Source organism: Rhizobium sp. BK251 (assembly GCF_004345245.1).
GTDB lineage: Bacteria > Pseudomonadota > Alphaproteobacteria > Rhizobiales > Rhizobiaceae > Rhizobium.
Genome location: NZ_SLUQ01000006.1, coordinates 278,267 through 304,916, shown reverse-complemented (window position 1 = coordinate 304,916; position 26,650 = coordinate 278,267). Strand labels below are relative to the sequence as shown.

The 26,650-nt window shown below is 62.6% G+C and carries 25 protein-coding genes; 14 read left to right on the top strand and 11 right to left on the bottom strand.

Annotation, left to right across the window (positions count from 1 at the left end):
* Positions 1 to 16: 16 nt before the first annotated feature.
* From EV286_RS16960 to atzF, 6 genes are read left to right on the top strand one after another with little or no spacing between them, the layout of a single operon-like run.
* The gene (locus EV286_RS16960; protein ID WP_132958319.1) at positions 17 to 835 is read left to right on the top strand and encodes an ABC transporter permease; all 819 of its coding nucleotides are present in this window, start codon (positions 17 to 19) and stop codon (positions 833 to 835) included.
* Positions 832 to 1,617: an ABC transporter ATP-binding protein gene (locus tag EV286_RS16955; RefSeq protein ID WP_132958318.1), complete on the top strand. Its 786-nt coding sequence runs from the start codon at positions 832 to 834 to the stop codon at positions 1,615 to 1,617. The genes EV286_RS16960 and EV286_RS16955 overlap by 4 nt, the downstream gene beginning before the upstream one ends.
* 38 nt (positions 1,618 to 1,655) lie before the next feature.
* Entirely contained in the window at positions 1,656 to 2,483 is an 828-nt protein-coding gene (locus EV286_RS16950) for an urea amidolyase associated protein UAAP1 (protein WP_132958317.1), read from the top strand.
* Between the two features lie 10 nt (positions 2,484 to 2,493).
* Positions 2,494 to 3,144 carry an urea amidolyase associated protein UAAP2 gene (locus tag EV286_RS16945; RefSeq protein WP_132958316.1) on the top strand — a complete coding sequence of 217 codons (651 nt, stop codon included), beginning with the start codon at positions 2,494 to 2,496 and terminating at the stop codon, positions 3,142 to 3,144.
* Positions 3,145 to 3,147: 3 nt separating this feature from the next.
* A complete protein-coding gene (gene uca, locus EV286_RS16940) occupies positions 3,148 to 6,684 on the top strand; it encodes an urea carboxylase (RefSeq protein ID WP_132958315.1) in 3,537 nt (1,178 codons plus the stop codon).
* Positions 6,684 to 8,492 carry an allophanate hydrolase gene (gene atzF, locus EV286_RS16935; RefSeq protein WP_132958314.1) on the top strand — a complete coding sequence of 603 codons (1,809 nt, stop codon included), beginning with the start codon at positions 6,684 to 6,686 and terminating at the stop codon, positions 8,490 to 8,492. The genes uca and atzF overlap by 1 nt, the downstream gene beginning before the upstream one ends.
* 204 nt (positions 8,493 to 8,696) lie before the next feature.
* On the opposite strand, the gene EV286_RS16930 is transcribed toward atzF, so the two are convergent.
* From EV286_RS16930 to EV286_RS32505, 5 genes are all read right to left on the bottom strand, one after another.
* Entirely contained in the window at positions 8,697 to 9,197 is a 501-nt protein-coding gene (locus EV286_RS16930; RefSeq protein ID WP_165932866.1) for a nuclear transport factor 2 family protein, read from the bottom strand.
* Between the two features lie 41 nt (positions 9,198 to 9,238).
* Positions 9,239 to 9,766 carry a nuclear transport factor 2 family protein gene (locus EV286_RS16925; protein ID WP_245500734.1) on the bottom strand — a complete coding sequence of 176 codons (528 nt, stop codon included), beginning with the start codon at positions 9,764 to 9,766 and terminating at the stop codon, positions 9,239 to 9,241.
* A gap of 28 nt (positions 9,767 to 9,794) precedes the next feature.
* A complete protein-coding gene (locus EV286_RS16920) occupies positions 9,795 to 10,757 on the bottom strand; it encodes an alpha/beta hydrolase (RefSeq protein ID WP_132958313.1) in 963 nt (320 codons plus the stop codon).
* A 124-nt stretch (positions 10,758 to 10,881) separates the two neighbouring features.
* The gene (locus tag EV286_RS16915; RefSeq protein ID WP_245500733.1) at positions 10,882 to 11,640 is read right to left on the bottom strand and encodes an AraC family transcriptional regulator; all 759 of its coding nucleotides are present in this window, start codon (positions 11,638 to 11,640) and stop codon (positions 10,882 to 10,884) included.
* Positions 11,641 to 11,675: 35 nt separating this feature from the next.
* Positions 11,676 to 11,915: a hypothetical protein gene (locus EV286_RS32505; protein WP_132958312.1), complete on the bottom strand. Its 240-nt coding sequence runs from the start codon at positions 11,913 to 11,915 to the stop codon at positions 11,676 to 11,678.
* A 502-nt stretch (positions 11,916 to 12,417) separates the two neighbouring features.
* On the opposite strand from EV286_RS32505, the gene EV286_RS16905 reads away from it, so the two are divergent.
* Complete coding sequence (locus EV286_RS16905; protein WP_132958311.1) at positions 12,418 to 13,284, top strand: MBL fold metallo-hydrolase; 867 nt, start codon at positions 12,418 to 12,420, stop codon at positions 13,282 to 13,284.
* A gap of 60 nt (positions 13,285 to 13,344) precedes the next feature.
* Here the strand turns inward: EV286_RS16905 and EV286_RS16900 are convergent, their stop codons facing one another.
* The gene (locus tag EV286_RS16900) at positions 13,345 to 14,367 is read right to left on the bottom strand and encodes an LLM class flavin-dependent oxidoreductase (RefSeq protein WP_132958521.1); all 1,023 of its coding nucleotides are present in this window, start codon (positions 14,365 to 14,367) and stop codon (positions 13,345 to 13,347) included.
* 330 nt (positions 14,368 to 14,697) lie between these two features.
* On the opposite strand from EV286_RS16900, the gene EV286_RS16895 reads away from it, so the two are divergent.
* The 4 genes from EV286_RS16895 (at position 14,698) to minE (ending at position 17,723) form a co-directional block, all read left to right on the top strand.
* Complete coding sequence (locus EV286_RS16895) at positions 14,698 to 15,663, top strand: trypsin-like peptidase domain-containing protein (protein ID WP_132958310.1); 966 nt, start codon at positions 14,698 to 14,700, stop codon at positions 15,661 to 15,663.
* Positions 15,664 to 15,887: 224 nt separating this feature from the next.
* Positions 15,888 to 16,616 (top strand): septum site-determining protein MinC, encoded by a 729-nt coding sequence (minC, locus tag EV286_RS16890; protein ID WP_132958309.1) that lies wholly within the window; start codon positions 15,888 to 15,890, stop codon positions 16,614 to 16,616.
* A gap of 34 nt (positions 16,617 to 16,650) precedes the next feature.
* The gene (gene minD / locus EV286_RS16885) at positions 16,651 to 17,466 is read left to right on the top strand and encodes a septum site-determining protein MinD (protein ID WP_132958308.1); all 816 of its coding nucleotides are present in this window, start codon (positions 16,651 to 16,653) and stop codon (positions 17,464 to 17,466) included.
* Complete coding sequence (gene minE, locus EV286_RS16880; RefSeq protein WP_132958307.1) at positions 17,463 to 17,723, top strand: cell division topological specificity factor MinE; 261 nt, start codon at positions 17,463 to 17,465, stop codon at positions 17,721 to 17,723. The genes minD and minE overlap by 4 nt, the downstream gene beginning before the upstream one ends.
* A gap of 55 nt (positions 17,724 to 17,778) precedes the next feature.
* Here minE and EV286_RS16875 read toward each other — a convergent pair whose 3' ends face one another.
* From EV286_RS16875 to EV286_RS16860, 4 genes are all read right to left on the bottom strand, one after another.
* Positions 17,779 to 18,015, bottom strand: a complete 237-nt coding sequence (locus EV286_RS16875; protein WP_132958306.1) for a WGR domain-containing protein — start codon at positions 18,013 to 18,015, stop codon at positions 17,779 to 17,781.
* A 144-nt stretch (positions 18,016 to 18,159) separates the two neighbouring features.
* Positions 18,160 to 18,498, bottom strand: coding sequence for a hypothetical protein (locus EV286_RS16870; RefSeq protein WP_132958305.1), 339 nt, complete (start codon positions 18,496 to 18,498; stop codon positions 18,160 to 18,162).
* Between the two features lie 219 nt (positions 18,499 to 18,717).
* Positions 18,718 to 19,116, bottom strand: a complete 399-nt coding sequence (locus tag EV286_RS16865) for a hypothetical protein (RefSeq protein WP_132958304.1) — start codon at positions 19,114 to 19,116, stop codon at positions 18,718 to 18,720.
* Complete coding sequence (locus EV286_RS16860; protein WP_132958303.1) at positions 19,113 to 20,576, bottom strand: hypothetical protein; 1,464 nt, start codon at positions 20,574 to 20,576, stop codon at positions 19,113 to 19,115. The genes EV286_RS16865 and EV286_RS16860 overlap by 4 nt, the downstream gene beginning before the upstream one ends.
* A gap of 395 nt (positions 20,577 to 20,971) precedes the next feature.
* Between EV286_RS16860 and EV286_RS16855 the strand changes: the two genes are divergently transcribed.
* Positions 20,972 to 21,739, top strand: a complete 768-nt coding sequence (locus tag EV286_RS16855) for a GNAT family N-acetyltransferase (protein WP_132958302.1) — start codon at positions 20,972 to 20,974, stop codon at positions 21,737 to 21,739.
* Between the two features lie 147 nt (positions 21,740 to 21,886).
* Here EV286_RS16855 and EV286_RS16850 read toward each other — a convergent pair whose 3' ends face one another.
* Positions 21,887 to 23,218, bottom strand: a complete 1,332-nt coding sequence (locus EV286_RS16850; RefSeq protein WP_132958301.1) for a dicarboxylate/amino acid:cation symporter — start codon at positions 23,216 to 23,218, stop codon at positions 21,887 to 21,889.
* Positions 23,219 to 23,475: 257 nt separating this feature from the next.
* On the opposite strand from EV286_RS16850, the gene EV286_RS16845 reads away from it, so the two are divergent.
* Both EV286_RS16845 and EV286_RS16840 read left to right on the top strand, forming a co-directional pair.
* Entirely contained in the window at positions 23,476 to 25,299 is a 1,824-nt protein-coding gene (locus EV286_RS16845) for an ATP-binding protein (protein ID WP_348633551.1), read from the top strand.
* A complete protein-coding gene (locus tag EV286_RS16840; RefSeq protein WP_132958299.1) occupies positions 25,296 to 26,642 on the top strand; it encodes a sigma-54 dependent transcriptional regulator in 1,347 nt (448 codons plus the stop codon). Before EV286_RS16845 ends, EV286_RS16840 begins: the two co-directional genes overlap by 4 nt.
* The last annotated feature ends 8 nt before the right edge of the window (positions 26,643 to 26,650 follow it).

Here is a 26,650-nt window from a genome sequence, read left to right as displayed (position 1 = left end):
TTAGCGGAGCCTTCCCATGCGCTGGATCAATACGCGTCCGAGCAATGGCGCGAGACTTGCCCTGATGCTGACGCCGTTTCTGCTCGTGCTCGTCGCCTATGCGATGGGTTCGGCGGCGCGGCTGGCGGACAACGCAAATGACAAGCTGCTGCCGGGACTTTCGGGCCTTGCCGGCGCGATCAATCGCCTGGCCTTCATGGCGGATGCGCGCACCGGCGAATACATGCTCTGGGCGGATACGCTGGCAAGCCTCGTGCGCCTCTTCTCCGGCCTCGGCATAGCGACACTGGTTGCGCTCGTGCTTGGCATGCTCATTGGCATGCTGCCCTATGTCCGGGCACTGCTTTCGCCGTTTGTCGCCGCGGTTTCCATGGTGCCGCCGCTGGCGCTCCTTCCGATCCTGTTTATCGTCGCAGGCCTCGGGGAAACATCCAAGATCGCCCTGATCGTCATCGGCGTCACCCCGATCATGATCCGTGACCTCGCGCTGAAGGCAATCGAGATGCCGCGCGAACAGATCATCAAGGCCGAAACGCTCGGCGGCAGTTCGTGGCAGATCGGCCTGCGGGTCGTCCTGCCACAGATTCTGCCGCGCCTGATCACCTGCCTGAGGCTACAGCTCGGCCCGGCCTGGCTGTTCCTGATTGCGGCCGAAGCGATTTCGTCGGACTCCGGCCTCGGCTACCGCATCTTCCTCGTACGCCGCTATCTCGCGATGGACGTCATCTTTCCCTATGTGGCGTGGATCACGCTGCTTGCCGTCGCCATGGACTGGCTGCTCGATCGGCTGCGCGTTTCGCTTTTCCCGTGGTCCGACCTGGAGAAGCAGGCATGAGCGCGCTCACAGTCGATGCCGTCTGGAAGGAATATGGCGACCAGATCGTGCTGGAGAAGATCTCGATCGACATCGAATCCCGCGCTTTCGTCGCTCTGGTCGGTCCGTCCGGCTGCGGCAAGACCACGTTCCTGCGCATGCTGCTTGGCGAGGAACGGCCGACACGTGGCCAGATCCTCATCGATGGAGTTGCGTTACCGTCGGAGCCGGGGCCGGACCGGGGCGTCGTCTTTCAGCGCTATTCCGTCTTCCAGCATCTGACGGTGCTCGGCAATGTCCTTCTCGGCAAGGAGCTTGTCGCCTCGCGCTATTGCGGGCGGCTGTTCGGCTATGCGCGGAAAGCGGCGATTGCCGAGGCTCGCGCGATGCTGAACGAGGTCGGTCTCTCGCAAGCGGAGGACAAGTATCCCGCACAGCTCTCCGGCGGCATGCAGCAGCGACTGGCGCTTGCACAGGCGCTCGTCATGAAGCCGCGCGTGCTCCTGCTCGACGAGCCCTTCGGCGCACTCGATCCCGGCACCCGCGCCGAGATCCATTCGTTGATGAAGCGGCTCTGGCATGAAAACCCGATGACCGTGGTGATGGTTACCCACGACATGCGCGAGGCCTTCGCGCTCGCCACCCGTGTCGTCGCCTTCGAGCGTCGCCGAGACCGGCCGGAGGAGAGGCTGCGCTACGGTGCGACGATCACCCGTGACATTCCGATCTGGCCGCCGCGCCGCGCCGGCCAGTCTTCTCTTATCCGACCGGACCGGGACGGCCCGGCACTCAACGGTCGATAGCCGGGACGACCCGGCCAGTAATTGCAAGGAGACGAACCGTGCACATCAGGCGTTCACCCGAGGAAATCGCCGCCAACCGCGCGCGTTATGAAGAACATCAGAAGAGGGGTCTCGAATTTGCCCCGAAGGCGCCGCCGGCCAAGAGCGCCAAGCCCGCGCCGGAAGTCACCGCCGGCGGCATCGTCCACCGCGAGGTGATCCCGGGCGGCTGGTACTGGGCCACATCCGTCAAGAAGAACGAGATCCTGCGCATCAGCCTGGACGAGGGATTTTCCACGGTCACTCTTGTCGCCTGGAACGCCCGGGAGAAATCGGAGCGGTTGAACTTGCCCGATACGATCAAGGTGCAGTGGACGACGGGTCTCGGCAAGGGCCGTGTGATCTTCTCCGATATGGGCAGGGTCATGTTCTCCATCGTCGAGGATTCATGTGGGGCGCACGACTGCCTGATGGGTGGCTCAACGGCTGCCTCCAACGCCGCGAAATATCTGGGCGCCAATGGCGCGAACATCCGCAACACGCGCGACAACCTGGTCAAGATGGCCGCCAAGCTCGGCTTCGATCGACGTGACATTCCGGCAGTGCTGGCTCTCTTTGCGCCCGTTCGGGTCGATGCCGAGGGCAAGTTCCTCTGGAAGCCGGAACTGGTTCAAGCCGGCGACTATGTCGAACTGCGCGCCGAGATGGACATGATCGTCGGTTTCTCGAATTGCCCGCATCCCCTCGACCCCAGTCCCGTCTACGCACCCAATCCCGTGACAGTCACTCGCATCGCCGCGAGCGAGCCCACGGCCGACGACCTTTGCCGTACCGCAACCGCAGAGGCCGTGCGAGGCTTCGAGAACAATGCGTTCGCCGAAGCGTGAGGGAACAGAGATGACAAAGTTTGCCGCAACCTCCGCCGCTCGCTCGCTCGAGAACACCGTGCAGGACCACTATATCCCCGCCGAAGCGCCTTTTTCGACCCTCGTAAAGAAGGGACAGACCGTCCGCATCGAGGACTCCTACGGTCAGCAGGCGATCGACACGTTGTTCTACAATGCCGAGGACTACTCGGAGCGCTATTCCAACCAGGACACGATGCGCGAGCAGGGTGCCGCCTATGTCTCGACGGGCACGAAGATCATCTCCAACGAAGGCCGGGTGATGATGACGATGACGGCCGATAGCTGCGGCCGTCACGATACATCGGCCGGTGCCTGCTCGTGCGAGAGCAACACGGTGCGCTTCGGTCACGCCACGAAATACCTTCATGCCTGCCGCGACAATTTCGTGCTCGAGGTCTCGAAATACGGGATGGGCAAGCGCGACGTCGTGCCGAACATCAATTTCTTCATGAACGTGCCGATCGCGCCGACCGGCGAAATGACGATCGTCGACGGCATTTCCTCGCCCGGCGACTATGTCGAGCTTACGGCGGACATGGATGTGCTGCTGGTGATCTCCAATTGCCCGCAGATCAACAATCCATGCAACGGCTTCGATCCGACGCCGATCCGCGTGCTCGTCTGGGATGCTGAGGCCTGAGCCATGTTCACAAAGGTACTCATCGCCAACCGGGGCGAGATAGCCGTCCGGATCATCAGAACCTTGAGGACGCTCGGCATTGCATCCGTCGCCGTCTATTCCGACGCAGACCGGTTTTCCAAGGCCGTCCTGATGGCCGACGAGGCCGTGCGTATCGGCCCTTCGCCCGCGTCCGAAAGCTACCTCGACGTCGATGCAGTGATTGCCGCCTGCAGGGCCACAGGTGCCGAGGCCGTGCATCCCGGCTACGGTTTCCTGTCGGAAAACATCGGTTTCGCCGAGCGGTTGAAGGATGAAGGGATCGCCTTCATCGGGCCTCGGCCGGACAATATCCTGGCCTTCGGATTGAAGCATACCGCACGCGAATTGGCGCACGAAAGCGGCGTACCACTTCTCCCCGGCAGCGGCCTGCTCGACACGGCCGAGGCCGCCCTGGCTGCGGCCCGGCAGATCGGCTATCCGGTAATGCTGAAGTCGACGGCCGGCGGCGGCGGCATCGGCATGCAGCTGTGCGACGGCCCGGAAGCACTCGAGGCGGTCTTCGCGACCGTGCAGCGCACGGCGCGAGCGAGCTTCGGCGATGCACGCGTCTATCTCGAATGCTTCGTAGCCAGGGCCCGCCATGTCGAGGTCCAGATCTTCGGCGACGGCAAGGGTCGCGTGATTGCGCTGGGCGAGCGCGACTGCTCGCTGCAACGCCGCAACCAGAAGGTTATCGAGGAGACACCGGCACCCAACCTTCCGGATGCTGTGCGCGCCAGCCTGCATGCTGCGGCGGTCGCTCTGGGCAAATCAGTCAACTACGAGTCCGCCGGCACGGTCGAGTTCATCTATGATCCGGCACGGGAGGAATTCTACTTCCTAGAGGTCAATACCCGGCTGCAGGTCGAGCATCCGGTAACGGAGGCAGTCTTCGACATCGATCTGGTCGAGTGGATGATCCGCCAGGCAGCCGGCGAGGATGTGCTGACTGGCAGGGAGGCGCTCGTGGCGAGAGGTGCGGCCATCGAGGCGCGTGTCTATGCAGAAATGCCCCATGCCGGCTTTCGTCCGAGCGCGGGCCTGCTGACCGAGGTCGTCTTCCCGGATGGCGTCCGCGTCGACGGCTGGGTCGAGACCGGTACGGAGGTGACTGCATTCTACGATCCGATGCTTGCCAAAGTGATCGTTTCGGCGTGCGACAGGCCATCAGCCATTGCGGCGCTGTCGGACGCGCTTGAAAAGACAGCGCTCTCCGGCATCGAGACCAATCTGGACTATCTGCGAGCTATCGCCGCTTCCGACCTTTTCGTAAGCGGGGATGTCGCGACGACGGCGTTGAAGGACTTCGCCTTCGTTCCCGATGTCGTCGAGGTGATCGCACCCGGCGCGCATTCGAGCCTGCAGGAGCTGCCGGGACGCCTCGGCCTCTGGCATGTCGGCGTGCCGCCGAGCGGTCCGATGGACGAACGCTCCTTCCGTCACGCCAATCGCCTGGTTGGCAATAGCGATGAGACGGCGGCGCTTGAGCTGACGGTCTCGGGTCCCGTCCTGCGCTTCTTCTCGGATGCGGTGATCGCGCTGGCGGGAGCGCATATGCCGATGACGCTCGATGGCTTGCCGATTTCGCATGACGTCGCAGTTCCGGTAAATGCCGGCCAGACGCTCTCGGTCGGAACGATCCAGGGTCCTGGCCAGCGGGCCTATCTCGCCGTGGCGGGCGGGTTTGCGGCTCCCGTCGTGCTTGGATCGCGCGCCACATTCGGGCTCGGCCAGTTCGGCGGCAATGCCACGGGCACCCTGCGTGCGGGCCATGTGCTGAGGCTTGCACGCGCCGAACAGGCGGCACCAAAACGCGCCGACGATCCCGCCCAGCTGACGCGGGAATGGTCGGTTGGCGTGGTCTATGGGCCGCACGGTGCGCCGGATTTCTTTCTCGAGGAGGATATCGGGACACTTTTCGCTACCGAGTACGAGGTGCACTTCAACAGCGCGCGCACCGGCGTGCGCCTCATCGGCCCCGCTCCGAAATGGGCGCGTGCCGACGGCGGCGAGGCGGGACTTCACCCCTCCAACCTGCACGACAATGCCTATGCGGTCGGCGCCATCGATTTCACCGGCGACATGCCGATCATTCTCGGCCCTGACGGCCCGAGCCTTGGCGGCTTCGTCTGCCCGGCGGTGGTCGCCCGCGACGAGCAATGGAAGATGGGGCAGTTCAAGCCGGGCGACACGATCCGGTTCCACGCCGTCACGCGACCCGACGACCCCATCGCCGGTCCCGCGGTAAGGCGCATCGGCGAAGAGGCCGGCTCCGCCATCATCGGCAAGAGCGAGGACGGACCGGTGCCGGTGGTCTATCGCCGGCAGGGGGACGACAACCTGCTCGTCGAATACGGCCCAATGCAGCTCGACATCGCGCTCAGGCTTCGGACGCATCTTCTGATGCAGGCGGTTGGGGAAGCCAGGCTCGACGGCCTCATCGACCTGACGCCGGGCATCCGTTCGCTGCAGGTCCACTATGACGGGACGGCACTGACACGCAGGCGGCTGCTCGGGCTGCTGGGCGAGATAGAGGCAAGCCTGCCGGCGGTGCAGGACGTCAAGGTCCCGAGCCGCACGATCCACCTGCCGCTCTCCTGGAATGATCCTGACGCGCAGCTCGCCATGCGGAAATACCAGGAGCTCGTGCGACCGAATGCGCCCTGGTGCCCTTCCAACATCGAATTCATTCGCCGCATCAACGGGTTGAAGGATGAGCAGGCGGTCAAGGATACGATCCTCGGGGCAAGCTATATGGTGATGGGGCTGGGCGACGTCTATCTGGGTGCTCCGGTCGCAACGCCGCTCGATCCGCGCCACCGTCTGGTCACGACCAAGTACAACCCGGCGCGTACTTGGACGCCCGAAAACGCCGTCGGCATCGGCGGCGCCTATATGTGCATCTATGGAATGGAAGGCCCCGGCGGCTACCAACTGTTCGGTCGGACGATCCAGGTCTGGAATAGCTGGCGTCAGACGCCGCTTTTTACCAAGGGCAAGCCGTGGCTTCTCGACTTCTTCGACCAGATCCGGTTCTTCCCCGTCAGCCATGAGGAACTGACGGAGGCGCGCGCTGCTTTTCCGCACGGCGGCTATCCCGTACGCATCGAGGAAGGCGAATTTTCATACGCGGCCTACGAGGCGGAACTCGCCGCCGGCGCGCCCGGCATCTCCGCTTTCAAATCGATGCAGCAGGCTGCGTTCGAGGCAGAACGCCGGCGCTGGAAGGAGCAAGGCCTCGACAGCTTCGTCACAGACGAAGGAACCGGCAACGGTCTCGACGGCGACATTCCCCAGGGTTGCTTTGGGGTGGAGAGCGCCGTGCCCGGAAATGTCTGGAAAGTTCTGGTAGAGGAAGGCCAGCCTGTTTCCGCAGGCGACACGCTCGCTATCATCGAATCCATGAAGATGGAAATCAATGTCACCGCCCATGCCGCAGGAACCGTTCGCGATCTCCGCGTCGGTCCGGGCCGCAATATCAAGGCCGGCGATGTGCTGGTCGTGCTAGAGGAAATCTGATGCTCCCTGCCATTCTCGATCTCGCTTCGGTCAAGGCCGCTTACGCAAACGGACTTTCGCCGCTCGACCTCGTGGAAGAGGTTATCGCCCGCCGCAAGGCCTCCGACGATCCCGCGATCTTCATCACGGAAACGCCGGAGAACGACCTTCGGGCGGCGGCGAGGGACCTGATTGCGCGCGCGCCGAAACCGAACAGCCTACCGCTGTGGGGTATCCCGTTTGCCGTGAAGGACAATATCGATGTCGCCGAATTGCCGACGACCGCGGCCTGCCCAGCCTACGCCTATCACCCGGAGAAAGACGCTACGGTCATCGCTCGGCTGAAGGCAGCAGGCGCACTCGTCATCGGCAAGACCAATCTCGACCAGTTTGCCACGGGCCTCAACGGCACGCGCTCGCCGCATGGCGCGCCGCGTTCGGTGTTCGACAAGGCCTATGTCTCCGGGGGGTCAAGCTCGGGTTCGGCGGTCGCGGTCGCCTCCGGCCTCGCCAGCTTCTCGCTGGGCACGGATACGGCAGGGTCCGGCCGCGTGCCGGCAGCCTTCAATAATCTCGTCGGCATCAAGCCGACTCCGGGGCTTGTTCCGAATGTCGGCGTGGTGCCGGCCTGCCGCAGCGTCGATGTGGTCACCGTCTTTGCCGCGACGGTCGGCGATGGCGTTGCAATCCGGCAGGTGGTGGACGGCTATGATGCCGCCGATCCCTTCTCACGGCCGGCAGAACCCGCAAGCCTGCCGGCATCAGGCCTCAGGGTCGGTATTCTCGGCGACAAGGAGCGAGAGTTCTTCGGCAACAAGGCCTATGAAGCTCTGTATGATGCCGCGATCGAGCGGGCGAAAGCGCTCGGCGCGACGATCGTGTCCTTCGACTACACGCCGTTCCGCCAGGCGGCCGAGTTGCTCTATAACGGCCCATGGGTCGCCGAGCGACTGGCGGCAGTGAAGGACTTCATCGCCACCAATGCCGCCGACTTCGATCCGACCGTGCGGACGATCATCGAGGGGGCGAGCGGCTATGACGCCGTTGCCGCCTTCGAGGGCCGCTACAGGCTGGAGGCCCTGCGCCAGAAGACGCTGGTCGAATGGGAAAAGGTCGATGTGCTGATGCTGCCGACCTCGCCGACGACCTACACGGTCGAGGCGATGCTTGCCGATCCCATCGTGAAGAACGGCCACTTCGGCCGGTACACGAACTTCGCCAACCTCTTCGGCTATGCGGCGATCGCCATCCCCGCCGGTTTCGACGCCGATGGCCACCTGCCCGGAGGCGTCACCCTGTTCGGCCCCGCCTTCAGCGACGACGCGCTGGCGCCCTTCGCCGATGCATTGCATCGCGCGCTTGGCGTCGGCATGGGCAAGGACCGCACGGCCCTGCTCCCCGAGGCAAGCCGCGTTGCCGAGCTGGATGATGGGCTGGTCACGGTCATGGTCGTTGGCGCGCACCTGACGGGCATGCCGCTCAACCACGAGCTCAGCGCAAACGATGGCAAGCTCGCAAGAACCTGCCGGACGGCCGGCGACTATCGCCTCTTCGTACTGCCGGATACGATGCCGCCCAAGCCGGGCCTCGTTCGTGATCCAGGCTTCGATGGTAGGGGAGTGGAGGTCGAGGTCTGGAAGGTGAGCCCGGCGGTCTTCGGCCAGTTCGTGCAGAAAATCCCGGCGCCTCTCGGCATCGGCAAGGTCACCCTGGCGGATGGTTCCCAGGTTTCCGGTTTCCTGTGCGAAGCGCATGCCGTCGCCGGTGCACAGGAGATCACCGAACTCGGCGGATGGCGCGCCTACATCAAAACTCTCTCTGGAAGGTGAGACAGATGCTCCGGTCCATCAGGAAGCTCATCATGTGGACCGGAATGCTCTTGCGTGACGGCCTCTATGCGAGAGCCTCTCTGAGACATGATACGACAGCGCCGCCGCATGGGACGCGTGAGGGTCGGTCGCCTGCGGAGACATGACAGAAGGCTCGAACAAGGCTTCATTGCGCGTCGACGAAGGGCACATGTCGCGGCGCGTTCAGTCTAACAGCCGGCTCGGAAGCGGCTTCAGCGGATAGGCATGCCAGAAGAAGCTGTCGGCGGCGGCCTGATCGTAGGCGAAGTTGCGTGCCTCGCGGATCTTGCCGTCCTCTATCCGGAAGGCGAGCACCCAGGTCGTATCAACGTTGGAAGCTCCCTCGCGGTTCGACCATCCACGATGCATGTCGATCACCCAGTTCTCGTCGGCCATGAGGGCCATGAGCTCGGCCTTGAAGCCGGCCTTCCCGAGCTCCCTGAAGAACGCGGCTACTTCCGCCTTGCCGCGTTTCGTCCCGGCCAGCGGATGATGTCCGGGAATATGCCATTCGATGTCGTCTGCAAAGAAGTTCGCAACCCGTTCCATGTCGCCGGTGGCATAGGTCGCGTAGTAGTCGGCGATCACCTGTCGGTTTTCCTCGGGGCTGGCGGCCACGGCATTTTCTCCCAAGGTGACTGCGGCGGAAATGAGCAGGGTTTGAACAGCACGGGCAGTGCGCATGTTGATCTCCATGGTTGGTGTTATAGGGCAACTGTCTCAGGTCACCGGATCCGACCGGCCCGCGCCGCGGCACGGCCCACCAGCCCACGGTCACCGCTCTCGAAGCTGTGGCGCATGACGAGATGGGTTACCTTCCATGCCCCGTCGATCCTTGTGAGCTCGTAGCGGTAGTGACCCATCAGGCTCCACCTGTCCTGGTCGATGCGATGCAAGGCCTGGAAATCGGCTTCCGCCACGGCGGCCCCGTCACCGCTATCCACGATCGTGCAATTGGAGAGCAGATGCAGGGTTTCGTCGAACCCCGGCAGGAAGCCCGACCACTGCGTGACGACCTCTTCGGCCGGCTGTGTGACCGGCTCGCCGCCCCAGAGGCTGGTGTAGTCGAGCGTCACCTTGTCGGCGAAGGCACCGCGCACGCGCTCCCACTGATGGCGATCGGCGCCGGCAGCGATGTCGGTGATGGTGTCGATGATTGCCATCCGGTCGTGAAGGCTGATCTTCTCAGCGTACGCCAACGCGGGGCAGGCGGACAGCGCGCCAATTGCGCTCATGAGGGCAAGGCCATTCATGATAATTTCCTCCGAGAGATAGCGTAGCTCAGTGGCCTTTGAGGATTCGCGTAAAATGGTCCGCAGTGGCATCGGCAGCGCGCGTTACGTCCTCCGGCCTGTCGTAGAAGTCGAACTGGGTGACATCATCGAGCCAGACTTCAGTTGCATTGCCGCGAAGGCGCGAGAAGAAGGCATGGGCTCCCTGCGGGACGGCCGCCGCCTCTGAGTGGACGATGAGGATGGGCTTGTCGAGGCGGCTGCCGATCGACACGGAATCGTAGGTCAGCCAAGGCTCCCACGAGGCAAGATTGAACTTGTTGTCGTATTCCGGAATTAGGCCGCGGCCGCTCTCCGTGTAATAGGGGATCTGATGCATCAGCGATGCCCGGTCCGTCATGCTGGCGGCCGTGATGATCTGCGGTTGGCCGCCGCGCTCGGCTTCCTCCGCGCTCCTCGACGTGGCAATGAGTTTGGCGACGCCATCACCGCCGCCATAGACCTGCTCGACGATCTCGGTGTTATGCAGCCAAGGCGCGACCAGCGACACGGCCTTGAACGTGTCGTTATCTGCGGCCGCGGCAGCCATGTACCCGGCCGATGCGCAGATTCCGAGCCCGGTGATGCTCGCTCGATCGATTTCCGGCCGCGTCGCCATGTAGTCGGCGGCAGCGATGATATCGGCTGTCTTGGCCGCCGGGTCCTCCTTGTAGCGGATCTCGCCACCCGATTGGCCCCAGCCGCGGAAATCGAAGGCAAGTGCTGCAAAACCGCGCTCCGCCATCTCCCGGGCATAGAGGCCGGCCATCTGCTCCTTGACCGAGGTCCAGGCGCCTGTGACCACGACGCCGGGCAGTCTTTCGCCTGGCTTGTAGTCAGGCGGAAGATAGAGCGTGCCAGCCAGCGTCGCTCCTTCATTCCGAAACGAGACCTCCCGGGTTTGGATATCGGCTGCGAAGGCGCCAGCATTCATCATCGCCGCACCGATTGCAGATAGCGCCACTAGTCTCATTGAAGGCATCTCCCGTCACCACGCCCACCGGGCGATCATGGGAGGAGCATCGCAGGACCGGCGGGAACGCGCAGGAGCGTTTCGTGCCGATCGCGAGGCGTTTATTGCTGTTGTGATACCGTCTTCAGCTGCGCTGGCTCTGCCGGAACGCCGCGGGCGTCAGGCCGGTGTGCCGCCTGAAATGCCGGCCGAAACGCGAAGGGTCCTCGTAGCCGACTCTGGCTGCCACCACCGCAACTGGCGCGTCCGTCGTCGTGAGCAAGACGCGGGCGAGTTTCATTCGCTCATGGATGACGTATTGCAACGGTGACTTTCCGAACGCCTTGGTGAAGGCGCGGATGAAATGAAACCTGCTGATTGCCGCCTCCGCGGCCATCTCGTCGAGCGACAGATCGGCCGAGATGTTGTCGTGGATGTAGGCGATTGCCCGCCGCAGGCGCCGGTCTCCCGCGCGAGCGGGGATCGGGTAGGAGGGCGCCAGCAGATGCGCCAGATGGGCCGCGATGGCGAGTTCCATTGTCTCTCGATAGAGCGATCGTGGCGCCTGCTCATTCATCACCATCTGATGGGCGAACTGCGCAAGAAGGGGGTCGAGCCGACCCACAAGCGGTTCAAAGCCGCGCGCATTCTCGAAACCGACCTCATCGAGCAGCGTGTCGGGCAATTCCAGCTTGAGATAGGAGAGAGCCTCGTCGTATTCGCACGTGCCAGAGGCGTGAGCCGGCAGGATCCAGCCTTCACCTGCCGAGAGCGGTATCTGCCTCTTCCTGTCCGATCCGAGCGCTATGCGGTGCCGGGCCTGGTCCACCAGGAAAATACCGATTGCAACGCGAGGCAATGAAAACGCACCGCCGCCGGCAGGCACGTCCAGACTGTCAGCCAATATTCGGTTCCGCGCTGATCGCGCGCCCAATCCGCTCATGGCTCCAATCTATGCCGGCTCCGCGGAAATTCAAACGGCCTTGGTCCAACGCCATCAGCCGTGTGTTGCTGTCGGTTTGTGTCCTCCGCCAAGGCGAGTTGCAAACGCAGATGCTGGCAGTCGAGCAGTAGCGTGGCGATCGCTGCCCGCGCGTCTTCGTCGTGCCAGGCGAGTACGGCTTCCACCTCCCACTTCAGATCCTCGTCATGTCTTTCCTGCCACACCAGCTTGCGCACGCGACAACTCCGCGCGGATGCGCGGCCTCCAGTTTTGACGATTTCTGTTGATGGCCGCACGGTGGACGGCAGTGTTCCTATTATGTTCTAATTTTTTCGGGAGTCAAGGGACTGCCGGACGCTCACATGTCGCTCGCTTAGGTGTGACGAGTTCGTGAACACCTTCGGTGCTATTGTATTGGTGAGGACAGTACAGCAACCAGCGCCGCAAGGTATTGGAGAATTTATAGATCCCAAGCCACGGGTCCCCCGACAAGGTGGTTTGGGCTTTGCAGGCCGACGGTCCCCCTAAGCTATTGCCTGCGATGCCCCCAGCCTTCGTGACTGGGGGTCTTTTTGTGCGGGATGCTCACTCGCGCAAGCCGGTCCATATCTGTCGATCCCAAGCCAAAGGAACCGAGGCGCCGTCTTCGCATTATCAATTCTTCGCACATTTAAACTCGCGCGAAGACCTGCGGATCCACATGGTTCGACCTTGAACGTCCAATCGATAACCACGGAGATGGCAGTGTATTCAGCAAGCGACACCGCTCTTGGCTGGCAAGTGTTTACAATACGACGTCCTGGGCTGACGCCTGACGTGCCGCCCGGCCAGGAAGAATGGGCCTGGGTCGCTAATTCGTCGACCCTCATCCACGGTGAGCGTGATGCGGTCCTGGTCGACACGTTTCTGACGACCGATCAGTCACAAAGGCTGGCAGACTGGGTGGCTGCAAGCGGCAAGAACCTCACGGCCATCTACATAACCCATGCCCATGGCGACCACTTCTTCGGTATTGCCACGCTCCTCGAGCGCTTTCCGCACGCGAGGGCTGTTGCGGCGCCGGTGATTGTTGAGGCAATGAAGGCGCAACTGACGCCGGAAACGATCGACGGCTTCTGGCGCAAGCGCGTGCCGGGCCAGATACCCGAACGGCTGCGGGCCGCAGAGCCGCTCGACGGCAACATGCTGGAACTGGAAGGGCACAAGCTCGTCGTCGTCGATACCGGCCAGACCGACACGGCCTTTTCCACGAGCCTGCATGTCCCCTCGATCGGGCTGATCGTCGCCGGTGACGTCGTCTACAACGGAATTCATCCCTATCTCGCAGAGACCACCAAGCAAAGCCGGCTGGAGTGGATTGCCGCGCTGGACAAACTCGAAGCACTCGAGCCCAAGGCGGTGGTGGCCGGCCACAAGATACCTGAGAATGACGACGACCCGCGCAACATTGCCGAAACGCGGCAATATCTTCGAGATTTCAACCGTCTTGATGAAACAACGAAAACACCGCGCGAACTCTACGACGCCATGCTCGAACTTCATCCGAATCGCGCCAACCCGGGTTCGCTGTGGAGCGGAGCGAACGCGGCCAAGAAAGTCCGTTGATGTCGCGCCCGGGGTAGAGCCGCGGGCAGCGGCTCTGCGGTGCGGCTTTGAGGTTGTGCCTCAGCGCCAGCCGAGGGCCGGGGCCACATGCTTGAGAATCGCCTCGATGACATGCGCGTTGTATTCGACGCCGAGCTGGTTAGGGACGGTCAGAAGCAGGGTATCGGCCTCCGCGATCGCCTCGTCCTTTCGCAGTTCCTCGATGAGTGCATCCGGCTCGGCGGCATAGGAACGGCCGAAGATCGCCCGGGTGTTCTCGTCAATGAAGCCGATCGAATCCTGTTCCTTGTTGCCATGGCCGAAATAGGCCCGGTCGCGATCGTTCACCAGGGCGAAGACGCTGCGGCTGACCGAGACACGCGGTTCGCGGGCATGGCCCGCTTCCTTCCAGGCCTCTCGATAGGCACGGATCTGCTTGGCTTGCTGGATGTGGAAGGCCTCGCCAGTCTCGTCATCCTTCAAGGTGGAGCTCTGCAGGTACATGCCTAACTTGGCTGCCCAGACCGCGGTGGCATTGGAGCCGGCACCCCACCAGATTCGCTCGCGAAGCCCCTCGGAATGGGGTTCGAGGCGCAGCAGGCCGGGTGGATTGGGGAACATCGGCCGCGGATTCGGCTGGGCGAAACCCTCGCCCTTGAGCACATCGAGGAACACCTCCGCGTGGCGGCGGCCCATGTCTGCGTCGGTCTGGCCCTCCTCCGGAGCATAGCCGAAATAACGCCAGCCATCGATCACCTGCTCGGGCGAACCGCGGCTTATGCCAAGCTGCAGGCGCCCGCCGGCGATAAGGTCCGCGGCGCTGGCATCCTCGGCCATGTAAAGCGGGTTCTCGTAGCGCATGTCGATGACGGCGGTGCCGATCTCGATGCGGCTCGTCCTGGCGCCGACGGCCGCGAGCAACGGAAACGGCGAAGCAAGTTGGCGGGCGAAGTGATGCACCCGGAAATAGGCTCCGTCCGCGCCCAGTTCCTCGGCCGCGACGGCAAGGTCGATGGACTGCAGCAGCGTGTCCGACGCCGAGCGCGTTTGCGATTGGGGCGAGGGCGTCCAGTGTCCGAACGAGAGAAAACCGATCTTTTTCATCATCACCTACGTCAACAGGAGGGCCGAAACAATTCCCGTTCATGGCACAGTTCGGGCTCTGGATATAGCCGGCAATGTGCTGACCGTCGGAATCGCGATGCGCAGCATGGACGAGGCGCGGGCGAGAGTCGTGCAAGATCTTGCCGGGAGATCGATTGGCGTCCGCCGCCGGCTCGCCTCGCAACGAGCGCCGCCGGCGCGAGTCTTGAATATTGGCCTCGGCCACATCACCTCAGTGTTAACTTTAACCTGTCGAACTGACAGCTTCTCGCTTTTCCGCAGCCGCTGCCGTTCCTCACTGCGACGCCACAAGCGTCCGAGGAGTTTTCAATGGGCTTCATTGATCGTGACATCCAGCCGTCTTCCGATGCCGGGCTGCTCGATGCCTATTCTCATTCTGTATCCGCGGCGGTCGATCTCGTCGGCCCCGCAGTCAGCCGGATCGAAAGGATCGGTGGCCGCGCGGGCCATGGTTCCGGCTTTGCAATCTCGCCCGACGGCCTTGTCGTTACGAACAACCACGTGGTGGACGACGCCAGGAACGTCAGGATCACGACCCCCGAAGGAACGGTCGTCGAGGGCAGGGTTCTCGGCCGGGATCCGGACACGGACCTTGCGCTCATCCGCGCCAACGATTGGTCGGGCGCCTGGGCAAAGCTTGGCGATTCGAAAACCCTGAAGCGTGGCCATATCGCCATTGCCATCGGCAATCCTCTTGGCTTCGAATGGACCGTGACGGCCGGCATCGTATCGGCGCTCGGGCGCTCCATGCGCGCGGCGAGCGGGCGTCTGATGGACGACATCATCCAGACTGACGCTGCGCTCAACCCCGGCAACTCCGGTGGCCCGCTCGTGTCGTCCGCCGGCGAGATCATCGGCGTCAACACCGCTGTCATCCAGGGTGCTCAAAGCATTGCCTTCTCGGTCGCCTCCAATACGGCAAAGCATGTGGTTTCCGAACTGCTCCGTTTCGGACAGGTTCGCCGCGCCTATATCGGCATTGCTGCCGACACGGTCGATCTGCAGCGCCGCATCGCGCTTGAGGCGGGCGTTTCCCAATCGACGGCCGTGCGTCTCCGCCGAGTCGAGCCGGACGGTCCTGCAAAGCAGGCCGGCCTGGAGGAGGGCGACTATCTGCTCGCCATCGACGGTCAGTCGGTTTCCGGAATCGATGACGTGGTCAGGCTCATGGATGGCGAGAAGATCGGCAAGGACAGCGAGTTCCTCATCTTCTCCGTCGCGGGACGCATCGAACGGCGTTTGGTGCGCCCGGCCACCCGACCCGCATCCAACTGACGGCAGGCGCTGCGATGGGCTTGCCCACCGCAGCCTCTCATCATTTGCCCCCACTGTAGCGCCGCTCAAGCGGCAAAAACCTATGCCGAGACCGGCGGGCGAAGCTGCCCGCCGCCTATGTGGCTTCCCGGACACTAGCTCCAGGCAAGCTTCGGGCAGGGTCCGACGTTAACTATTCGTTAACCATGCACGGAATAGACCGTCGCAACGGAAAATTAACGTAGATGACCAAAGTGTTAACAGCCGCCCGCTCGATTCGTATCAAAGGCCGTTCATTCCTGGCGGTCGTCCTTTCCCCGGACCTTCCCTTCGACGACTGGCTGACCCGGCTGGACGATCTTGCGGCACGCTCCGCAGGGTTCTTCCTCGGCCGCCCGGTCGTTCTGGACATATCGGATCTTTCGATCGACAGATCGCAGCTTCGGCAGTTGATTGCGGACCTTTCGAGCCGGAATGTCCGAATCATGGGCATCGAGGGCGCGCGCCCTTCGCAGCTGGAGGCAGGCATGCCGCCCGCGATGAAAGGCGGGCGCCCCGTCTCCGATTTCGACGTGAACGCTGACGCGCCGGCGGAGACGCCGAAGGCTAGTCCCGAGGTGCAGATTCAGGTGCAACGTCCGTCGTCTGCCTCGATCGTCATCCGCGAGCCCGTCCGCTCCGGCCAATCCGTCATCTTTCCCGATGGCGACGTGACCGTCATCGGATCGGTCGCCTCGGGCGCCGAGATCATAGCGGGCGGATCCGTCCATGTTTACGGATCGCTGCGCGGGCGGGTTCTCGCTGGCTCCGTGGGCAATGCGTCCGCACGAATCTTCTGCCGCAAGCTCGAGGCCGAGCTTCTGGCCATAGACGGAATTTACAAGACCGCGGATGACCTCGCGACCGACCTGCGTGGGCAGGCGGTGCAGCTTTGGCTCGAGGACGACGCGATCATGGCAGAGAAAATTATCTGAGCCGAACGCCGGCATCACACAGGAGAGGGAAAGAATGGGCAAGGTAATTGTCGTAACTTCGGGGAAGGGTGGCGTCGGCAAAACGACCTCGACGGCTGCGCTCGGGGCGGCCCTGGCGCAGCGGAATGAAAAGACTGTCGTCGTCGATTTCGACGTCGGGCTGCGGAACCTCGATCTTGTCATGGGCGCGGAGCGCAGAGTCGTCTACGACCTGATCAACGTCGTCCAGGGCGATGCCAAGCTTCCCCAGGCATTGATCCGCGACAAGCGATTGGAGACGCTGTTTCTCCTTCCCGCATCGCAGACACGCGATAAGGATGCATTGACGACAGAGGGTGTCGAGCGGGTCGTCAACGACCTGAGAAGGCATTTCGACTGGATCATCTGCGACAGCCCGGCGGGAATCGAACGCGGCGCCACTCTTGCCATGCGCCACGCCGATATGGCCGTCGTCGTCACAAACCCCGAAGTCTCGTCCGTGCGCGACTCCGATCGCATCATCGGCCTCCTCGACTCGAAAACGGAAAAGGCCGAACGCGGCGAGCGCATCGAGAAGCACCTGCTCCTGACCCGCTACGATGCGACCCGCGCCGAGCGTGGCGACATGCTCAAGGTGGACGACGTGCTGGAGATCCTGTCCATTCCGCTCCTGGGCATCATCCCGGAAAGCATGGATGTGCTTCGCGCTTCCAATATCGGGGCGCCGGTAACGCTTGCCGATAGCCGCAGCGCGCCTGCGATGGCTTATTTCGACGCTGCCCGCCGGCTCGCCGGCGAGACGCTGCCGGTTACCATTCCGGGCGAGAAGCGTGGATTGTTCGGCAAGATCTTCGGGCGGAGGGCTGCATGAACGTGTTCCGTTTCTTCAACAAGAAAAAATCGGCACCCATGGCGCGCGAGCGTCTCCAGGTGCTGCTCGCCCATGAAAGGTCCACGTTCGGGGCGGACCTCGCCTCGCTCCTTCGGGACGAAATCCTGGCCGTCATTGCGAAGCACGTCCAGGTGGACGGCGACCGGGTGCAGGTGAGAATGGATCGTGGCGAACATGTCTCGACGCTCGAGATCGATGTCGAGATCCCCCTGAGCTCGGCCACGCGCGCCGCTTAGACCTCCCGCAAAGGACAGATCGCCGTCTCGAAATGTTTGAGCCGGCGATCAAATCCTAGCAGTAGCCTCGCCGCCGCTTTGCCGCGGCGAGCTCGCCGAACCGGTGTTTCGCCTCCGCAAGCCGTTGATAGAGCTCCACGCGGATGCGGCCGCGCGTGCCGATCCTTCCCCATGAGCGCACGAGCGAGCAGCCGCCGAACAAGGACGGTTCGACCGAAAGGTAATAGAAACGCGCCATGTTGCATGCGGGATCGATGCGCGTGAGGAGCAAGTCGTTGGAGCCGGTTGTCATGGGAAGAGAGTCCCACTGAGCGCGCGGCACGTCCAACGACTAATCGGAATCGATCAAGCTGCATCGATTCATGTTGCTGATGATTGGCGGAGCGGTAGCGGGATACCCTGCAACAAAGGCAAGACAGGGCGCATCTCCGCTCTGCTACGGGCGAAGCGCGGGGCGCGCGTGACGCTCCTTGATTTCGGCGATCTGCTCCAGCATCGCCTTCAGTGCGTCGATCGCCGCGGTTTCTTCCGCGCTCAGCGGCTTGTCCGGTTTGAAATGGGCGAGGAGCACGACGAGCGCATCACCCATCCGGCCGAGCTGTCGTCCATAGCTGCCGACGTCGGTGAGTACCTCCTGCTCGACCTGCGGTGCGCTCGATTGCCCGAAATTGATGTTGACCACGCCGAACTGGCTGCCGATCGGACTGAAGAAAGCCGTCCAGGGATTTATGGACTGAACGACATCGCCGGAAAGCGGCATCTTGAACATCGGCATGTCCAGTTCCCTCCGTTTCGCCACGCGGGGTGGCTTGCAAGCCCGACTGAATGCTGCGCCTGAAATGTGCTGCATTGCAGCATAGCGCAGGCTGTCTCCACTCGCAATCACGGTGGAGCCGCCCGCGAAAACGCTGCTGCGTCGGTCGTGGCTGAATCGAATGAAGCGCGTTCCGGCCCGCGACATCGCTGCGATGCGGGTTGGATTCGGGCTAAAGCCTCACCCTGCCGCCTTGGCGGTTGCCTTGTCGACAATCTCGCCGGCGATCCTTCTTGCCTTTTCCTCGTCCAGCCCCTCGGCGACGAGTTTGGCAATGGCATCGGAAATCAGTTCTGCCCTCGGCACCGCCGGTTCTCGCGACAGGTTCTTGCCGATCAGCTCCTTGCGGAGTGCCTCGAGATCGGCACGCGTCAAAGGCTTCCGCCATTTGTCATAGAGCGCCCGCGAGGAGAAGGCGACGAGAGCCGGCAATGCGACCTTGGCGGCGATGAACGCCAGTATTTCCAGCCCCGTGATCTGGAGCGCCTCGCCGTCCCGGTTTGCCGCCGGATCGACAAAAAGATCGGTTGCGCCTTCCTCGAAGGCGCTCACATCGGTCTCGTTCAGTGGCCTGCTCATTCGTCACCTCCACCTTTGCCCCGCGCCCGCCGGGCGCTTTCCTCCACCAAATAGGCATGCACGACACAGTCTTCGTCAGAGGGTACTTCGTACGGGAACCCAAATCCTTCGAGGCACGCCTTGCGGCAGACCGGACAACTCGGCGGCACGCTACACCGAAATGGGCGAGGCGTGTAGAATGCTTTGAGAGACTCCAGAAACACAGCGTCCCATCCGGCGGAGTCGTCAAGGTGTCGGTAGCCCTCGTCCCATTTATGCTCGTTTATACGCAGGCTGTGGGTCCCGCTCAGTCCTGCGATGGCATAAACGACCGGGATCTGATTGACCGCGACGCCGTTTGCAGCCTTTGCAAAGGCATCGGTGGAGGAGAGTCGCCCGGTGGCGCTGACCGCGCGGACTTTCACCATGGGCGTCTGCGGCGCAGCGACAAAATCCTCCGCCCACATCCGATAGACCTCGCTGGCGGTCGGATAGGCGACGCCGCAAGCTTGGTTCAAACGCAATTCGGTCCTGATGGTATTGTCCGCGTCATCGGGCAGGCCGTTCTGGAAAGCGTACATATATCGCATCAAGCGGACGCCTGGCAGAAAGTCCTCGCGGCGCAGGTCGGTTTCCTTGAAGAAGCGGGAAGGCGGATGCGCGCAGGCAAGATCGATCAGGAAAATATAGCTATGGTAGAGTTTGGCGAGATCGACGTCGGTGCCACCCAGTTCCTGGATGAAGGTTTCCGCATCCTTAGAGCCGAACGACTGCATCGTGTGCTGCAGGATGAATCGGCACAGCGCCGAGTATTTCTCCGGCATCCTCAGCGGATTGAAGATGGAGACGTTGTCATCCAGGATCGCCTGGGCATTCTGCGTTCTCTTCGTCCGCATGATGGTCACGACGGTTTGCAACACGGCCTCCGTCTCCAGGATCGACTCCATTGAGAAGAGCTCGGTGATATCCCAGCCCTCCAAATGCCAGCCGTTGCCCCTTGCCGTGTCGGCGAGGCATTGCTTCTCCCAGCTGCGATCGGCATGCGGCCAGCCGTTGAAGAAGGAATCCGAGATCATCGCCTTGAAGCGGCGTGCATCCGGCGGAGCGGTCGATGGCCCCGCATCGAATTGCGAGACGATCGCGGGCATGAGTTCGTCATAGGCCGCCTGGCGCTGCACGAAGTCCCAGTGGCCTATGCCGGTCGTCAGATCCTGCAGATAGTGCACCAGCTCGTGCAGATAGGTGACCGTGCGCCGGAAGCCAGCATCGCCATCCCAGATTGAGTGCTGCTGCATGATCTCGGTCACGATCTCGGCCGGTGCCATCCGGCCGACGGCGGAGATATCGGTGAACCTGATCACCCCCGAGCCCCACCGATAATGCGCAAGCCCGGAGCGCAGCACCGCGTCGGTCGCCTCGGCCCGTGGGGGCCGGCGAAACCGATTCACAAGGCCGGATAGCCACTGCATCAACGCCAACATCCGCGGTCCCCCGTCGCTGCGCTCGCGGATTTCGTGACGCGCCTTGTGCGCCAGCCTCAACCACTCGCGTCCCCTCACCAGACAGCGGGGCAAACATATCACGCGAGGAAGTCGCCGCCCAAATCGGACGAGTTCGACATAGCAGCAATGCCTCAATCCATGATCGAGCTGGATGGCGGCGGCAGGGCAGCAAGTGGCGGTTGTGAGGCGCCATGACGGAGATCATCAGGCTGGCAAAGCGAAGTCGAGAAATATGAAAAATAAGCGCGCAAAAGCTGTTTGCGCGCCGCGAAACTACAACCGTAGTGCAACTTCCGAAAGCAAGAACAGGATTGAAACAGACGCATCCTAAAAGGATTTAGATCGTGAATTTCCTCAATTAGAAAGTGTTGACCTTGACGAATCCTGTCGTCCTCGATGGAGCCCTGGCCGCCTGGTATGTCGCGATTGCTGAGTTCGCGAGAGGGCAGGGCGGCATCTTCCGCACCATCGGCAATGATCATTTCCAGGTCGTCTCGCGCGCGCTCATCGCCGACCTGAACGGCGTGTTCGTCAAGGGCCCACGCTCGAACTATGACCTCGTGGCCGCAGCAGCGCAATCCCAGGTCGATTTCGGCTTTCCCTGGAGCATCCAGGTGCGCGAGAACTCGCCATCCCCGCAACTGATCGACCTTGCGGCAGCCCACGGTCTTTCGAGGCGCACAAAGCGTCCCTTGATGATCGCACCTGTCGACCAGCCGGCGTGGCCGCTCGAGCAGGTCAGAGACCTCCGCTTGCGTGTCGCCAATTCCGACGATCGCGATGCCTATCTTGCCGCGCTCTGCTCAGGATTTTCGGCGCCACCGGAGGTCATGGCAATATTCGGATCGGTCTTCAACTTGCGCGGCGCGACCGTCTATGTGGTTGAAAACTCCTCGCGCGTAGTGGCGACGGGACTGGTCATGCTGGTATGCGGTTGGGCCACCATCTACAACGTCGCGACCATTCCCGATTTTCGCAGAAGAGGACTGGCGACAAGCCTCCTGCGGAGAATCCTGAGGGATGCCTACGAGGCGGGCGCGCACCACGCCGTGCTGCAGAGCAGCGAGGCAGGACTTCGCCTCTACGAGGCCAATGGCTTCAAGGTGGCGGAACGCTGGTCGATCTTCGCCAAGGACAAATAGGGGTTGACCGGAGGTTCGAGACTTCGCCACGAGTGCATGACCGGATACAGCGACGGCCCAGCGAGCTGCAGCAGCGGTATAACGGAAAAGGCCCGCCGCGAACGGCGGGCCCTTCCAGAGACCGGCGGCCTCTTTCCCTGGGAGGAATTATTCCGCCGCCTGGAGAGAGCGTGGGGTGACCGGTTCATCCGCGCCATGACCTGACAGGGCACTGGCGAGCATGGTCTCGTCGAGTTCGTTCTCCCACCGGGCAACCACGATCGTTGCGACCGCGTTGCCGACGAAGTTCGTCAGCGCACGGCATTCGGACATGAACCGATCGATGCCGAGGATAAGCGCCATGCCGGCGACCGGGACCGTGGGAACGACCGAGAGTGTCGCAGCCAGCGTGATGAAGCCTGCGCCGGTGATGCCTGCTGCCCCCTTCGAGCTCAGCATCGCCACGAGAAGCAGCAGGATCTGGTCGCCGAGGGAGAGCGGCGTGTCGGTTGCCTGCGCGATGAAGAGCGCGGCAAGTGTCATGTAGATGTTGGTGCCGTCGAGGTTGAACGAATAGCCGGTCGGGATCACCAAGCCCACGACCGAGCGCTTGCAGCCGGCGCGTTCCATCTTCTGCATGAGACCGGGCAGAGCCGCTTCCGAGGAGGAGGTGCCGAGCACCAGCAGCAGCTCTTCCTTGATGTAGCGGATCAGCGCAAGGATCGAGAAGCGATTGTATCTTGCGACAGCGCCGAGGACGACGAGCACGAAGAACAGCGAGGTGGCGTAGAAGGTGGCAATCAGGAAGGCGAGGTTGGCGATCGAGCCGATGCCGTATTTGCCGATCGTAAAGGCCATGGCGCCGAACGCGCCGATCGGGGCAGCCTTCATCAGGATCGCGACGAGGCGGAAGATCGGAGCGGTCAGGGCATTGAGGAAATCGAGGACGGGCTTGCCGCGATCGCCGACCATGCCAAGCGCGATACCGAAGAGGACCGAGAAGAACAGAACCTGCAGGATGTCGCCCTGCGCGAAGGCGCCGACGATCGTATCCGGAATGATGTTCATCAGGAAGCCGGTGATCGAGGCCTCATGCGCCTTGCTGGCGTAGCTTGCCACCGCATTGGCATCGAGCGAGGCCGGCGAGATATGCATGCCGGCACCGGGCTGCACGACATTGGCGATGACCAGGCCGACGGCGAGCGCCAGCGTGGAGAAGACAAGGAAATAGATCATCGCCTTGCCCGCGACGCGGCCCACCTTCTTGAGGTCTGCCATGCCGGCGATGCCGGTCGCGACCGTCAGGAAGATGACCGGTGCGATGATCATCTTGACGAGCTTGATGAAGGCATCGCCGAGCGGCTTCAACGAGGTTCCGAGCTCGGGATAGTAATGGCCGATCAAGATGCCGGCGATGATCGCGGCGATGACCTGCACGTAGAGATGCCGGTAAAAGGGAACGGGTTCACGCTTCTGGATGTCTGTTGGTAGTGCGTTCATGTGGTCCTCCATCTCGCCCCAACCAAGGAATTTGGCTCTTCCCGAGGCGAATTGCTGTCGTTGTTGAGGAGGTCAGCAAGCTGCGTGCCAGATCGGCAATCCGCTATTTAAATAGATGTTTTATATCGCTTTATCTTTGTTCTTAAGTCATGCTGTAATTGTAATTTGTGCGCATTTACGCACAATGTCACTTGATGCGTGTGCGGATTTATGCTCATTCTTGCCGGATGGATGATGTCGTTCCATCGAGCGAGGAGATGCTTACGCGCCAGCGTGCGCGCCGAGCATGGCTTTTGTTCGGCCTCGTCGCATTGGCGCTGTCGTTCGTCGTTCTCTATTTGGTCGGGCAGTACGGCAGGGCGTCGGCATTGTCGGCGCTGGAAGTGCAGGGACGCACTGATGCCAATCTGAAGGTGGCGCTGCTGCGCGCCGTGCTCGAACGACCGCGGGCACTGCCATTCCTGCTGTCCCGCGACCGGGACGTCGAGGAGGCGCTTTCCAGTTCTGATCCGGAAATGAGGAACGCGCTGAGCCGCAAGCTCGAGGATCTCATCGCCGGCACGAACGCCTCCGTTCTCTACGTGATCAACACCGATGGCATCACCATATCGGCCAGCAACTGGCGCGACGCGACGAGCTTCGTGGGAAGCGACTACGCGTTCCGTACCTATTTCTCAGGAGCAATGCGGGATGGAACGGCCGAGCATTTCGCGCTCGGCACCGTCAGCAAGCGACCGGGTCTCTATATTTCGCATCGGGTCGGGTCGGCTTCGGCGCCGCTCGGCGTCGTCGTTGTCAAGATGGAATTCGACCAGCTCGAAAGCGACTGGCGCGATACGCAGCGCCCCGCCTTCGTTGTCGACAGCAATCGTGTCGTGCTGATCACCAGCATCCCGTCCTGGCGCTTCATGACGACCGAAGTGCTTGCACCACGGAACGTCACGGCCATTCGGGAAAGCTTGCAGTTCGGCGACGCACCTCTCCTGCCGCTGCCGATCTCAGTCGTCGAGCAACTTGAGCCGGAAGCGGCGATCATCCGCGCCCTTCTTCCGGGCAGCGGAATGGAGAGCTATCTGCGGATCATTGTCCCCGTTGCATCGACCGACTGGAGCCTTCAGTACCTGTTGCCGATCGAGACGCCGATAGCGGCCGCGGTGAGGGAGGTGCGCCTGATTTCGGCTTTCGCTCTCCTCCTGGTCATCGCCGCCGCGGCGATCTGGCTGCGCCGGCGCCAGGCCGCCACGATGTTGATCATCAGGGAGCAAGCGGCTCGGGAGCAGCTCGAAGCCCGCGTCGTCGAACGAACGCGGGACCTCAGCCTGGCGCGCGACAGCCTGCAGGAGGAAATCACCAATCATCGCGCCACCGAGGCGCGGCTGCAGGCGGTGCAGCAGGATCTCGTCCAGGCCAACAGGCTGGCGATCCTCGGGCAGGTTGCGGCAGGAGTCGCGCATGAAATCAATCAGCCTCTTGCCACGATCCGGGCCTATGCGGACAATTCCAAGGTCTTCCTCGAAAGACGGCAGACGAAGCCCGTGGCGGAAAACCTCGGTCTGATAGCCGCTCTCACGGAGCGGATCGGAGCCATCACCGATGACCTGAAGGCGCTGGCGAGACGAGGGCGCACGGCGCCCGAGCCGGTGGACGTGCGGGAGGTGATAGACGGCGCGCTGCTGCTGCTGCGCAGCCGCTTCACCGGTCGCCTGGACATCCTGGGGATCGAGCCGATGCCGAGCGGCTTGAAGGTTCTCGGAAACAGGGTGAGACTGGAGCAGGTATTCATCAATCTCTTCCAGAACGCGCTCGAGGCTGTCGAGGATATTGACGATGCCCGGGTCTCCGTCTCAACAACGGTGCTGGCCGCAGACGTGATCATCACGGTCGCCGACAATGGCCCGGGGATAGCACCCGACATACTGGAGGCACTCTTCGAGCCTTTCAATTCGTCCAAGGAGAAGGGCCTCGGCCTTGGTCTGGTGATCTCGAAGGACATCGTCACTGACTATGCCGGCCGCATCGAGGTCGAGAGCGGCGCAAACGGAACACGCTTCATGGTGCATCTAAAGAAGGCTTCGGAATGAACAAAGGGGTGCCGGCTTTTCTCGTCGATGACGACAAGGATCTATTGCGGGCGACGGGCCAGACCCTAGAACTCGCCGGTTTCGAAGTAACGCTGTTCACCTCCGCTACGAACGCCCTTGCAAAGCTCGACGCGGGCTTCGAGGGGGTGGTCGTATCGGATATTCGCATGCCGGGACTGGACGGCCTGCAACTCTTCGATCGGGTCAGGCAGCTCGACAGCGAACTGCCGGTGATCCTGATGACCGGACACGGCGACATCCCCATGGCCGTCAAGGCGATCCAGGACGGCGTATATGATTTCATCGCCAAGCCTTTCGCGACCGAGCGGCTGGTCCAGTGCGTGCGTCGTGCCGCGGAAAAGCGCAGACTGGTGATGGAGAACCGCCGGCTGCGGGATGCTGCGGTCCAGGCGGAACAGGGCCTGCCCCTGATAGGTCAGACGCCCGTCATGGGACGCCTGCGCCACATGCTGCGCCAGATTGCCGATACCGATGTCGACGTGCTGGTGACCGGAGAAACGGGAAGTGGCAAGGAGGTCGTCGCGAGCCTCCTGCACGACTGGAGCCGCCGGTCGAAGGGCAATTTCGTCGCGCTCAATTGCGGTGCATTGCCAGAGCATATCATCGAGAGCGAGCTTTTCGGGCACGAGCCGGGCGCCTTTACGGGTGCGCAGAAGAAGCGAGTGGGGCGCATCGAGCATTCGAGCGGAGGCACGCTTTTCCTCGACGAGATAGAGAGCATGCCGGTTTCCACTCAGGTCCAGATGCTGCGCGTTCTCGAGATGCGTGAAGTGACACCGCTCGGCACCAACGAAGTGCGCCCTGTCGATCTGCGCGTCGTTGCGGCGGCAAAGGTGGATCTCGGCGATCCCGATCAGCGCAAGAGCTTTCGCGAGGACCTTTACTATCGGCTGAACGTGGTGACGCTTGCCATCCCGCCACTGAGGGAAAGGCGGGATGACATACCCCTGCTGTTCGCCTATTTCGCCGAACGCGCCGCCCGCCGCTTCGGCCGGGACGCGCCTGCGATCACTCCTGCTGTCGGCAAATATCTCCGTGAACATGATTGGCCGGGCAATGTCCGCGAGCTGTCGCATTTTGCAGAGCGCGTGGTTCTCGGCATGGAGCCCGCGGCAACGACGGTGACTTCCACGTCAGATACGCCGCCGTCGCTGCCGGAAAGGCTGGAGCGGTACGAGGCCGATATCATCCGCGAGACGCTGACCTCGTTCGACGGCGACGTCCAGCAGTCGATTGCCGCGCTCGGCATCCCCCGCAAGACCTTCTATGACAAGCTGCAGCGCCACGGCATCGTCAGGAGCGATTACGCCGGAAAGCGCTGACCCGGCCG